General features: G+C 72.8%; 8 protein-coding genes. 1 reads left to right on the top strand and 7 read right to left on the bottom strand.

The features are described 5' to 3' along the window. Positions 1 to 82: 82 nt before the first annotated feature. Positions 83 to 832 (bottom strand): helix-turn-helix domain-containing protein, encoded by a 750-nt coding sequence (locus tag AB0I51_RS22900; RefSeq protein WP_362977873.1) that lies wholly within the window; start codon positions 830 to 832, stop codon positions 83 to 85. 199 nt (positions 833 to 1,031) lie between these two features. Here AB0I51_RS22900 and AB0I51_RS22895 point away from each other — a divergent pair, with 199 nt between their 5' ends. Beyond that, entirely contained in the window at positions 1,032 to 3,875 is a 2,844-nt protein-coding gene (locus tag AB0I51_RS22895) for a BTAD domain-containing putative transcriptional regulator (protein WP_362977871.1), read from the top strand. Positions 3,876 to 4,299: 424 nt separating this feature from the next. Here the strand turns inward: AB0I51_RS22895 and AB0I51_RS22890 are convergent, their stop codons facing one another. The 6 genes from AB0I51_RS22890 to AB0I51_RS22865 are packed head-to-tail and all read right to left on the bottom strand — an operon-like array spanning position 4,300 to position 12,239. After that, positions 4,300 to 5,286 (bottom strand): PDR/VanB family oxidoreductase, encoded by a 987-nt coding sequence (locus AB0I51_RS22890; protein ID WP_362977869.1) that lies wholly within the window; start codon positions 5,284 to 5,286, stop codon positions 4,300 to 4,302. Beyond that, positions 5,276 to 6,712, bottom strand: a complete 1,437-nt coding sequence (locus AB0I51_RS22885) for a glutamine synthetase family protein (RefSeq protein WP_362977867.1) — start codon at positions 6,710 to 6,712, stop codon at positions 5,276 to 5,278. The genes AB0I51_RS22890 and AB0I51_RS22885 overlap by 11 nt, the downstream gene beginning before the upstream one ends. Positions 6,713 to 6,717: 5 nt before the next feature. Then, the gene (locus AB0I51_RS22880) at positions 6,718 to 8,070 is read right to left on the bottom strand and encodes an aromatic ring-hydroxylating dioxygenase subunit alpha (protein ID WP_362977865.1); all 1,353 of its coding nucleotides are present in this window, start codon (positions 8,068 to 8,070) and stop codon (positions 6,718 to 6,720) included. A gap of 28 nt (positions 8,071 to 8,098) precedes the next feature. Further along, entirely contained in the window at positions 8,099 to 10,045 is a 1,947-nt protein-coding gene (locus AB0I51_RS22875; protein ID WP_362977863.1) for a primary-amine oxidase, read from the bottom strand. Beyond that, positions 10,042 to 11,589, bottom strand: a complete 1,548-nt coding sequence (locus tag AB0I51_RS22870) for a gamma-glutamyltransferase (protein ID WP_362977861.1) — start codon at positions 11,587 to 11,589, stop codon at positions 10,042 to 10,044. Before AB0I51_RS22870 ends, AB0I51_RS22875 begins: the two co-directional genes overlap by 4 nt. After that, a complete protein-coding gene (locus tag AB0I51_RS22865; protein WP_362977859.1) occupies positions 11,586 to 12,239 on the bottom strand; it encodes a cyclase family protein in 654 nt (217 codons plus the stop codon). Before AB0I51_RS22865 ends, AB0I51_RS22870 begins: the two co-directional genes overlap by 4 nt. Between the last annotated feature and the right edge of the window lie 103 nt (positions 12,240 to 12,342).

The raw sequence follows: 12,342 nt of genomic DNA, 5'->3' as shown, positions 1-12,342 counted from the left end.
GGCGTACTCGCGGACGGGGCCGTCGGCGCGTCCGGTGCTCGTCCCCGCACGAGCGCCGGACCCCGCCGCCGACCCCGCCGTGTCACCGCCCCCGCAGGCCCGCGCCGATCACCCGGGCGGTACGGCGGGCGGCCTCGGCGAGCCGCTCCAGATGATGTGCCGGATCGGTGAGGACGCAGAGTGCCGCCAGGGGTGTGGCGCCCGGGCCGAACAGCGGAACCGCCGCACAGCACACCCCGCTCACCACTTCCTCCCGGTCGAACGCGACACCCCGCTCCCGTATCGCGGCGGCGTCCCGCGCCCAGGACGCGGGAAGCGGCCCCAGCGGCGGTGCCGGGACGGCCGTGGCCACCAGGACCTTGCCCGCCGCGGTGAACCACGGCCAGGTCATACGGGTCTGAAGCGGACCGGGCCGTTCGGCGTCGTCGGGACACCACTCGACCATCAGCGTCTCGCCCTTCCACAGCACGGCGATCCCCGCCGTCGTCCCCGTGAGCTTCGCCAGCCGGCGCATCGGTTCCCGGGCGACGACCCGCAGCCGGGGATGCGGCTGCCAGGCCCGCCCCAGACGGAACATCCGCGGGCCCACCCGGTAGCTCCCCCCGCACCGTTCGACCGCCCCCAGGTCCGCCAGCTGTTCCAGCAGCCGGTACGCGGTCGTCTTGGGCAGCCCGCAGTCGGCCGCCAGCCTCGTCGGCCCCGCCTCGACGGCCTGCTCCACCGCCTCGAGCAACGCGAACGCGCCCTCCAGCACGCTCCTTCCGCCGACGCTTCCCGTGGCGGCCGGTAACGCCTCGGGCCGCCGTACCGGCACCCGTGTCCCAGGCGCCATCACTTCCCCTGTGATCACACTTCTCGCCCCCGTTTGCCTGTCGCGCAGCCGCCAGGCGACGGCCCTTCCGTGATGCCCGAACGGCGCCCCGGTCCGGGCCCGTTCGCTCCCCAGCAGACTGGCACCGGAGGGTGGCTGGAAACCTTGTCGAAGCCTTGTCGCGCCGCGTACACGTCTGTGAAAGAAAGGAGGAGGCTTTGTGCAGGGGGTGGCGCACACCATGGTGGACGTGCAGTTGCTGGGGCCGGTGGAACTGTCCGCGGCGGGGCGCGCGGTGGAGGTGGGGCCGCCTCAACGCCGCACCGTGATGGCCGCGTTGGCCGTGGACGTCGGCCGGCCCGTCGCGGCGGACGTGGTCATGGAACGGGTCTGGGGCACGCGCGCGCCCGAGGGGGCGCGCGGCGCCGTGCACGCCCATGTCGCCCGGATCCGGCGGGTGTGCGAGCAGGCCATGGAGACCGCGCGCGAACCGGTGTCCGTGGTGCGCCGCTCCGGCGGCTACCTCCTGGAGGCCCGCCCGGACCAGGTGGACGTGTACCGTTTCCGGCAGTTGGTGGAGCAGGCACGCACCGCCGGGCCGGCCGACACCGAGCGGGCCCGGCTGCTGCGCGAGGCGCTGGACCTGTGGCGCGGGGAGCCGCTGTCCGGTCTGCGCGGGCAGTGGGCGGCCCGGATGCGCGAGGCCTGGCGCCGCCAGCACCAGGACGCCGCCGTCGGCTGGGCCCGCGCGGAACTGGGCCACAGCGATCCCGCCTCCGTCATCGGCCCGCTGACCGGCCTGCTCGGCGAGTACCCGCTCGCCGAACCCCTCGCCGAGGCCCTGATGCGGGCCCTGCACGAGACCGGCCGCAGCGCGGAGGCCCTGGACTGCTACGCGGCCGTCCGCAAGCGCCTCGCGGAGGAACTCGGCACCGACACCGGACCGGCACTGCGCCAGCTCCACCAGACGATCCTGCGCGGCCACCGCTCCGGCCCCGCCAATCGGCCCAAACCGTCCGAAGCGGCCCGACCGGCCGAACGTCCCGCCCAACTCCCCATGAGCGTACGGGGATTCACCGGCCGCGACGAGGAACTGACCCGGCTGGAGGAGATCCTCGCCTCGGCGCGGGGCGAGTTCGCCGCCGTGGTGATCTCGGCGGTCTCGGGCATGGCGGGCGTGGGCAAGACAGCCCTCGCGGTGCACTGGGCCCGCCGGGTCGAAGGCGCCTTCCCCGACGGCCAGTTGTACGCGAACCTGCGCGGCTTCGATCCGCAGGGCGCGGTGATGCCGCCGACCGAGGCGGTCCGCGGGTTCCTGGACGCGCTGGGCGTACGGCCGGACCGGGTGCCGCCGGGCCTGGAAGCCCAAGTCGGTCTGTACCGCAGTCTCCTGACGGGACGTCGGATTCTGGTCGTACTCGACAACGCCCGCGACGAGGAACAAGTCCGCCCGCTGCTGCCGGGGGCGGGCGGCTGCATGGCGCTGGTGACCAGCCGGAACCGGCTCACCGGCCTGGCCGCGACCGAGGGCGCCCATCTGCTCGCGGTCGACCCGCTGACCCCGGACGCGGCACGCGACGTCCTGGCGGAGCGGCTCGGGGCGGACCGGGTGGCCGCCGAACCGGAGGCCGTCACGGACGTCGTCACCTGGTGCGCGGGACTGCCGCTGGCCCTGGCGGTCGTGTCGGCCCGCGGCGCCGCCCAGCCACGACGGCCACTCGGCACGCTCGCCGAGGAACTCCGCGAAGCCGGCGGCCGGCTGGACGCGCTCGACGGCGGCGACGAGGCCAGCCAGGTGCGGGCCGTGTTCTCGTGGTCCTACAGCGCGCTCAGCCCGTCCGCCGCCCGGCTGTTCCGGCTGCTGGCCCTGCACCCGGGCCCGGACCTCGGACAGCCCGCGGCTGCCGCCCTGGCCGGCGCCCCGCCGGAGCGCGTCCGCGGACTGCTCGCCGAACTCACCGCCGGACACCTGCTGATCGAGCAGGCTCCGGGCCGGTACACGTTCCACGACCTGCTGCGGGTCTACGCCTGGGAACTCGTCGCCACGTACGACGACGAGTGGGAACGGAGGGCGGCACTGCACCGGATGATGGACCACTACCTCCACTCCGCACGGGCGGCCGACGTCCTGGTGACCCCGCAGCCCAACCCGGTCGCCTCCTCCGCGCCCAGAGCGGGCGCGAACCCGGTGCAGCCCGAGGACTACGACAGAGCGCTGGCCTGGCTCGTCGCCGAACACCCGGTACTGCTGGAGATCGTGCGGCAGCCACCGCCGGGCTTCGACGGCCATGTGTGGCGACTGGTCACCGTGCTGACCACATTCCTGGACCGGCACGGTTACTGGGAGGCGCTGCTGTCCGCCGGGCGCAGCGCGCTCGCGGCGGCCGAACGGGACGGCGACCTGGTCGGCAGAGCGGGCGCCCACCGCGGACTCGGCCTGGCCCTGGACCGGCTCAAGAGCCCGGAACCGGCCAGGGAGCACTACTTACAGGCTTTGGAACTCTTCGCCGAGCTGGGCAGCGATGCGGGGCAGGCTCGTACCCATCAGCATCTCTCGCGGATGTCGGGAGCCCAGGGCGACTCCGGACCGGCGCTGGAACACGCCCACCGGAGCCTGGAGCACTACCGGAGGGCGGACGACCCGGCGGGACAGGCCGCGGCGCTCAACCACATCGGCTGGCTGGAGGCCCATCTCGGCGAACACCACAGCGCGTTGGCGCACTGCGAGCAGGCACTCGAACTCGCCCGGGCGGCCGGTGATGTGAACGGACAGGCCCACATCTCCGACAGCCTCGGCTACATCCAGCACCGGCTCGGCCGCCACCAACAGGCAGTCGACCGCTACCGGGAGGCGGCGGCCCTGTTCCGCGCCACCGGGGAACGCCGCAGCGAGGCCGCCTGTCTGCTCTGCCTGGGCGACATCCACCACAGCGCCGACCAGCCCGGCGCGGCCCACGAGGCCTGGGCCCGCGCCCGCGCCCTCACCGACGAACTCGGCCTGCCCGACGACGATCCCCTCCGCACCGATCTCCACGACCGCATCAGCGAACCGCCCCTGCCGTAGCGGACTCCGCGCCTCCGGTTGCCGACGGTGTGGATGGCCGGCCAAGCGGCGACGGTGGGACCCACGTAACCGCCGGCGTCAGCCCACAGATCGTCCGCAGCAGGGGCGCGGGAATCGCCCCACCGGTCAGCGAGAAGGCGACGACACACAGGAACTGCCAGGCGGTACCCGCCGGGACACCGTGCCAGTCGACGGCGAGGGCCGGCAGGGAGGCCGAGGCCGGCACAGCCGCCCCGCGCCCGGCTCGCGTCGTGACGCGGAACGCGGGCAGGCCCCCACGGACGGGGGGCCAGCGCGATCGCCGCCATGCGCCACCACCACACCCGCCACGACAGAGCGGTGCGCCTGACCGGCCCCGGGCCGGTCACCACGAGCAGACCGACCCACCCCGCGCTCTCCTCAACCGCCTTGCGAAAGGCGGCACTCAGAGGTCGAGCTCCAGCACCGGGGAGTCGCAGCGGCTCACGCAGATCATCATCGTGGTGGCGGTGGGGCGTTCGGGCGGCTCGATCACCGTGTCGCGGTGGTCCGGGAGTCCGGCCAGGACCGCAGTCTCGCAGCTGCCGCAGTAGCCCTCCTCGCAGGAGTAGGGGATGTCCGGGAGCTTCTCCCGTACGACGTCCAGCACGGAACGGTCGGCGGGCACGGTCAGCCGCAGTCCCGAACGGCTCAACACCACCTCGAACTCGCCGTCCGATGTGCCGAGTTGGTCCGAGACCGTGTCGTGGGCCGCGGTGAAGCGCTCCACGTGAAGTGCCCGCGCGGACTCGGCCGTACGGCACAGCGCCGTCACCGCGTCGAGCATCGGCCGGGGGCCGCAGGCGTAGACGGCGTACGCGGGCGGGCTGGCGGCGAGTTCGGCGGCCAGATCCGGCAGACCCGCCTCGTCCTGCGGTACGAGCAGCACCTGCTCCCCGCCCAACGCCACCAGTTCCTCGGCGTACACGAGCCGGGACCGGTCCCGGGCACCGAGGACCAGTCGCCAGGGCAGACCGCGCGCGGTGAGTTCGCGGGCCATCGGCAGCAGCGGGGTGACGCCGATGCCGCCGGCCAGCAGTAGGTATCCCTCTGCGGGCACCAGTGGGAAGCGGTTGACCGGCCCGCGCACCTCCAACTCCCGCCCCACCAGGGCGGATTCATGGATCTCCTGGGAACCGCCCCGGCCCTCGGGCACGCGGTGCACGGCGACCGTCCATGCCTCGCTGTCCGCTACGTCCCCGCACAGCGAGTAGGCCCGTCGCAGCCCCGACGGCAGAGTCAACTCCACGTGCGCTCCCGGCTCCCAGGCCGGCAGGGCGCCGCCGGTCGCCCGGGTCAGTCGCAGTTCCACCACGTCGTGGGCGACCCAGCGGGCCTGCCGGACCAGGAGCCGTTCGGTCGTCGTGCGAGGGGAGCCGAGGTCAGAAGACACGGAAGTACTCCCGCTGTTCCCAGTCGGTCACCTCTTGGCTGAAGCGGTCGATCTCGGCCCGCTTGATGCTCGCGTAGTACGCCACGAAGTCCTTGCCGAGCCGGTCGGCGAGCATGCGGTCGGACTCCAGCGCGTCCAGGGCCTCGCCCAGCGAGCGGGGGAGCGGTTCGGCGCGGGCCGCGTAGGGCTCGTCGGCGGCCGGTCCCGGTTCAAGTCCGCCCGTCACGCCCTCCAGTCCGGCGGCGAGTTGGGAGGCGAGGTAGAGGTAGGGGTTGGCGGCCGGCTCACCGATCCGGTTCTCCAGCCGGGTGGACGAGGGCCCGTCACCCAGCACCCGCACCATCGCCCCGCGGTTGTCCCGCCCCCACACCGCACGGTCCGGCGCGAGCGACAGTGAGCGAAAGCGCTTGAAACCATTGAGAGTCGGGGTCGAGAACGCACTCGTGGCCCGCGCGTGCCGCAGCAGCCCACCGAGAAAGGCGGTCCCGTACGGCGACAACGGCGGCCCGGACGCGGTGGGTTCGCCGCCCTCCGGAGCGAAGACACCCACGCCGTCCCGCACCATGCTCTGGTGCAGATGCCAGCCGCTGGAGAACACGCCCGGCAGATGGGGGCGGCACATGAAGGTGGCGTGGTGGCCGTGGCGGGCGGCGACCTGCTTGACGGCGCTGCGCAGCAGGACCATCGCGTCGGCCGTGCCCAGGCCGTCGGCGGGCTGGAGAGTCAACTCCACCTGGCTCGGCCCGAATTCGATCTCCAGGCTGCGCAACGGCAGCCCCAGGTCCTCGATGTTCGCGCGCAGGATGTCGAGGATGGGGTCGAGTTCGTCGTAGCGCAGCTCGCTGAGGTACTGGTAGCCGTGGTTGAGCATGGCGACCTCGGGCGCGGCGCCCGGCTGGCCCTGGTCGCCCGGGCCCAGCCGGGGGTCGTCGAGGCGGAAGAGGTGGAACTCCACCTCCAGGCCGGTGCGGTAGGTCAGTCCTTCGGCCTGGTCGAGGACCGAGCGCAGCAGTCCGCGCGTGCAGAGCGGTACCGGTGCGCCGGTGGTGAAGCGCAGGTCGCACAGGAGCCAGCCCGTGCCCGGCGACCACGGCAGTATCCGGAAGGTCGACGGGTCGGGCACCATCACCATGTCGGCGGCGCCCCGCAGTTCGGGCAGCCCGAGGGGCGTCTCCTTGGTGAAGAGAGGGAAGACGGTCCGCCCGGAGGTGTCCTTGGCGAGCAGGGACGAGGCGATGCCGGTGCCGTCGCGCAGCACATTGGGCAGTTCGCCCACGGTGACGGTCTTGCCGCGCAGCAGTCCGTGCTGGTCGGCGAAGACCAGCCGTATCACCGTCATCCCGCCGCTCTCGGCGCGGCCGAGTATCTCCCTTGCCGCGTCGGCCTGTTCGGGGTTCCACAGGCCATGGCGTTCGATGAATCCCACGCGGCTCAGCCGTCCGTTCCCACTGGCCGCGCCCAACTGCTGTCGGCGCGCTGTTTGTCGGTGACGGCCGTCCAGTGCTCCAGCCAGCCCTCGGTCGGGCCGATCCCGTCCAGGGCGACCGGGCCGTGCAACCGCCCGGCCTCCTCGGACGGCAGCACCAGCGGCGGGTCCTCCCCGCGCTCGAGGGCGCTGACGGCCTCGCCGAGCATCCGGCGGTACATCACGATGGCCTTGTCGGAGCGGCCCAGATGCTCGCGGGTACGGTCCTGGACGGACCCCTGCCCCTCGACGGCCCACTGGTCGTGCACGTTGATGTCGAAGCCGAGCCCGGTGTACGTAGTCGTCCGCTGCTCCACCGGGTCGTAGCCGTAGCCGTTCGCGCGGCCGAAACGCGGCCGGTAGTCGGGCAGGGTGACCGCGCCGACCCGCTGCCGGCGCATCTCCGCCCGGTCGACCGGGCCGCCGACACTGGTGAACAGGGCGTACCAGTAACTGGAGTTGTCGTCGATCGGCACATGCCACTGGGTGATCGCGGTCTCCGTGTCCAGCGGGATGTGGAAGGCGTGCGGGAACACCTGGTGGGTGATACGGACATGGGTACGGCTGCCGTCCATCGGCAGGCCCTGAGTGTCCGTGCCGTCGAGCGTGCGCCGGGCGGTGATGCGGATGCCGTACGGGGTGCGGACGGCGTCGATGTCGGGGCGGCCGTACTCGCGAAGGATTTTCGTCATCGGGAGGTCGGTGCCCTGGGAGGCGGCGCGGAACTGTTTGCCGTAGGCGTCGGCGGGGTCCTCGTCCTGGAAGAAGCGGTGGAGGTAGGAGGCGTGGGCGGGGTCGATGCCGACCTCCAGGGCCTGGAGCCAGTTGCACTCCAGCAGCCCTTTCCAGGCGAAGGCGTGGTCGGCGGGGGCCTGGAAGCAGTCCAGGGCGGGGAGTTGGGGCGGTTCACCGGGGCCGAGATAGCCCCAGATGATGCCGTTGATCTCGCGGACGGGGTAACTGCCCAGCCGTACACGGGACTTGAGCGGACTGTCGACGGGCTCGGCGGGCGTGTCGAGGCACGAGCCGTCACGGGCGAACAGCCAGCCGTGGAAGCAGCAGCGCAGCCCACCGTCCTCCAGGCGGCCGAGGGCCAGGTCGGCGCCCCGGTGCGGGCAGCCGCGGTCGACGAGACCGAGTTCGCCCTCCTCGTCACGGAACAGGACCAGGTCCTGGCCCATCACCTTGGGGGCCACCAGCGGTCGCACGCCGTCGAGTTCCTCGCCGAGGGCGATCGGCTGCCAGTAGCGGCGCATCCACTCACCGGCCGGGGTACCGGGCCCGGTCCGGGTGAGCCGGGTGTTCTCTTCCTCGCGCATGGGACGCCTTTCGGGGGAGGGGGCGCGGTCAGCCGCAGCAGTGGTCCGGGACCGTGGGGCCCGGGGCGTGGCAGGAGACGGGGGCGGGCACGTCCAGGGCCGGGTTGCGGTCGAAGAAGCCGTCGGGCTCCAGGCGCAGCCGCGCCCTGGCCACCGGCATCACTGGCCACTCCTCGGGGCGCGGGAAGTGGTGCGAGCCGACCGTGGCCCACAGCACCAGGTCGGCGCCGTCCAACGACCGGTTCTCCTCCTGCCACTTGTGGACACCGTCCGCACCCGGTTCGGCCTGGTTGGGGTACTCGCCGCCGACGAACCGCCGCTCCGCGTCGTAGGCCGTCGCCCACAACTGCCGCCCCACGAACGGCGCGCGGCGGGCGCAGACACTGTCCTCGCGCACAGGCAGCACCGCCGTGTTCTCCAAGTGCACGCGGTAGGCGGTCGGTTCGCCCATGCGGTTGCGGGACTCGGTGCTCTCCACCCGCCAGTGCAGCGCGCGCGTCGGGTCGGTGCGCCGGGCGCCCTCCGACTCGCTGAGGATCGGCCGCAGCACGGTCCGGGCCGCGTTGCCGTACGGGTCGAGGACCGGGTCGGGCTCGTGCTCGGCGGTGACCTCCACCAGCCGGTTGGGACCGCCGTCCACCGCCATGTCGAGGCGGACGCTGAAGAAGTGCTGGTGATTGGTGACCGCGACGTTCGGCGCGACCCGGCGCGCGTACGGCGTCGCCTCGTCCTCCTCGACACCGGTGGCGGAGAGGATGCCGGTCATCTTGATCTCCAGCATCACCGAACCGTCCTGGTACAGCGACCAGTAGAAGCCGTAGTCGTAGTTGGCGACCGTGGCGAACGCCGAGATGATCAGCCGGCGCGAACGGCGCACCTCCGTACGGCCCGTGCGGCCGTCGTGGTGCTTCCACAGGATGCCGTCGTCCTCCTCGTGTACGCACACGGCGTTGGGAATGAGCCGGGGCACGCCGTCGCCGCCGAGCACCGCCGCGTCGAAGTACTGGATGACACCGAGGCAGTCGCAGCCCAGGGCAAGGGAGTTGGTGAGCGGACCGGCGCCGTACTCGCCCCAGTCGAAGAAGTTCTTGCGGTACTGCGTGGACGCGGTGTCGAAGTAGGGGACGTACATCTCGTTGACGGCCGCACGCCGGATCACCTGCCGGGGACCCTTCCCGGCCGCCGCGAAGGACAGGTCGTGCAGCACCAGCCCCTCGCGATGACTGAAGCCGACCCGCACCGACCACCCCTGCCAGTCGATCCGCTGACCGGTGACCGTGAAACTCGGTCCGTCCGGCTGGACGACCTCAAGCGGCCTCAGCCCCGGGCGCTCGGCCACCGTCCCGGCCGCGAACACGCCCGACTCCTCCGACAGCGGCACCACTCCGTGGTCCTCGATGTGCAGGATCTCCATGGTCTCCATGTCGATGATCGGCACGACCCCCTGCACCGGACGGGCATAGCCGTTGTCGTCCTCGGAGACGCGGTGCCAGACGCTGCCCCAGGTCAGCCGGCGGCCCGCGTACTCGGGCGGTTCGAAGCCGCCGATCGACTCCGGGTCCACCATGACCAGCGACACGTCGTGGATGCCGCGCAGCGCGAGCGCCTCCCGGAAGCGCGGGTCGGCGCGGCAGGCGGCGGCGGCCTGCCGCGCCTCCTCCGAGGAACAGCCCGGACTGCGGACGTCCAACTCCCGCCAGGCAGTGGCCTGCGGCTTGTCGCCGAGTTCGAGATCGACCTCGAAGGCATGGCGGACGGAGGGCGAGAACACCACCGCGCGGGCCCGCCGGGTCTCCCCGGGCGCGGCACGACGGGCGTGGTCCTCGTCCAGCGCCACACCCCAGAACCGCGCGTCGTCGGGGACCCGGGTGTCGGCCCTCAACACCTCTACGACGGTGGCGAGTTCGGTAACGGTCAGAGGGTCGAGCGGATGCGGTGCGTCGGCCGGTACGGGCTCGGGGGCGAGAGTGCTCACAGGGAACTTCCTTCCAAGGTGGTGCCGCCGTCGGCGCGCGGATCGGAGGCGCCGTCCAGCCGACCGCCGGCGGACAGCCGTACGGCCTGGGTGTGACCGGCCAGATCAGTACGGCCCGGCGCCACGACGACCGGAACCGCCGACGGGAACGCGCTCGTGGCCGCCGGGACGGACCCCGGCTCGGCCAACAGGGTCGGTGACTCGTGACCGATGTCGCGGGCGCCGATCACCCAGCGCGGACGGTCCAGTACGGCGGCCGGATCGGCGGCCGGGTCCATCAGACCGGGCACGGTCTGGGCGAGGATCTGCGGCTGCGCCCGGCCGCCCTGACAGCCCGCCGCGAGCAGCAGGTCGGCGGACCGGCCGAGCACGGGACAGAGGGTGTGCGGGGGACGCAGGCCGGGGCCGACGAGGGCCGGATGACCGGGCAGCAGACTGAACGCCGAGCCGCGGTTGTGCAGCACGATGCCCGTCTCCGGGTCGCAGATACCGGAACCGAAGGTCTGGTACACGCTCTGGATCAGCGAGACGGCCAGCCCGGACTCGTCCACGGCGGTGATCGCGACGGTGTCCCCGGCGGGCCGGAAGGGCGGTTCGGGCGGCCGCGCACCGGCGAGCGGAGCCGGGCGCAGCAGTCCGTCCAGGTCGACGGGCGTGGGACCGAGCGGGTCGCCGAGCAACAAGTCCCTTGCCACCGAGGCGTCTTGGCAGCGGGTGCCCAGCACGCCGGTGCGCTCCGGTTCGGGCAGCTTCGCAACCGAGACGGCGGTCTCCAGTACGGCCAGCAGGCTCGCCCCCTGACTCGGAGGCGGTGCGGTCCACCACCGCGTACCGGCCACGTCCAGCGTCAACGGCTCGACGCTCGCCGCCTGATGCGCCGCGAAGTCGCTCGCGGTGAGTGAACTCCCGGCCCGGCGCAGGCCGTTCACCAATGCCTCGGCGACCGCGCCCCGGTAGAAGGACGACGGGTCGTCGGCGAGCGTGCGCAGTACCGCGGCCAGCCGGGGCTGGGGGAGCGGGTCGCTCTCGGCGAGGGGTGCACCCTCGGGGCCGGTCAGCAGCGCGGTGAGCCCGGGGTCCGCGGCGATCTGCGGGGCCCGCTCACGGATGGCGCGCGCCAGACCCGCCGAGACGGTGGCCCCGTCCTCGGCCAGTTCGGCGGCGTCCCGCAGTGCGGAGGTCAGGGCGCCGGGCGTGCCGTGGGCCTGGGCGAGCGCGGCCCAGCCCGCGACCACACCGGGCACGGTCACTGTCTCCGGGCCCTGCGCGGGCATCCGCTCGTCGGCAGCGCGCAACGCGTCCACGTCTACGGCCTGTGCGACGGCTCCCGCCGAGATCACCGCGCGCACCGAGCCGCCGGGGGCGTGGACGAGGGCGATCAGGTCGCCGCCCAGGGAACACTGGTGGGGGTAGACGACGGTGAGAGCGGCGGCTGCCGCCAGGGCCGCGTCCACGGCGTTGCCGCCCCGCTCGGCCGCCCGCCGTGCAGCCGTCAGCGCCGCCGGGTGCGGTGCGGCGAGGATCAGCGGGGAGGCGGCTGTCATGCCTCGTCCCTGGGGAACAGCACAGTGCGGGAGGGAGCTGCCTCGGCGCCCTGCAGGGGCAGGGGGAGGGAGATCATGTCGTAGACCCCTGCCGTTGTGTGCAGGAGATCCACCACCTCCAGGATCAACACCTCGGCCGCGCAGAGGAGTTGATGGGTCTCCCAGTGGGTGGTGTAGGCGACCGCCTCGATGCTCAGGTAGTCGATTCCCGCGGTGCGTACGCCGGCCTCTATGAGCCGCTCGGCGCCGTCCGGGGCCAGGCCGACCCACTGCCGGGCCTTCCACGGGCTGCGCAGTACGCCCTCCGAGTTGCTGGTGCGCAGCAGCACGCGTTCCTCGGTGCCGAGGCCGGCCGCGTCGAGATCGGCGGCGGTGATCTGCTCCTCGACGTGGGTCAGGTCGAGGACGCGGGCGGTGCCGTTGAGGGCGGACAGATCGAGCCGGTCGACGGTCTTGCCGCCGTCGACGAAGTGGGCCGGAGCGTCGATGTGGGTGCCGGTGTGGGCGCCGATGCGCCAGCGACTGACGTTGGAGGGATCGCCGGCGGTGCGGGACTCCACGATCTCCACCTCGGGGCGGCGGCCCCAGTGCAGCATGCCGGGGTGGATGGGAACGGACACGTCGATCGCCTTGGCGAAGTCAAGATTCATGCGGCCCTCCTATTGGATGCGGATATCATGGAAGTGGATCCAAAAGTGCGTGGCTGTGGACGCCCCGGGCCGCGTGGGAAACTGCTCCACCACCGCGCACCCC

Origin of the sequence: Streptomyces sp. NPDC050549, from assembly GCF_040655035.1 — a bacterium.
Lineage (GTDB): Bacteria > Actinomycetota > Actinomycetes > Streptomycetales > Streptomycetaceae > Streptomyces.
This window is presented reverse-complemented; position numbering and strand designations above follow the sequence as displayed.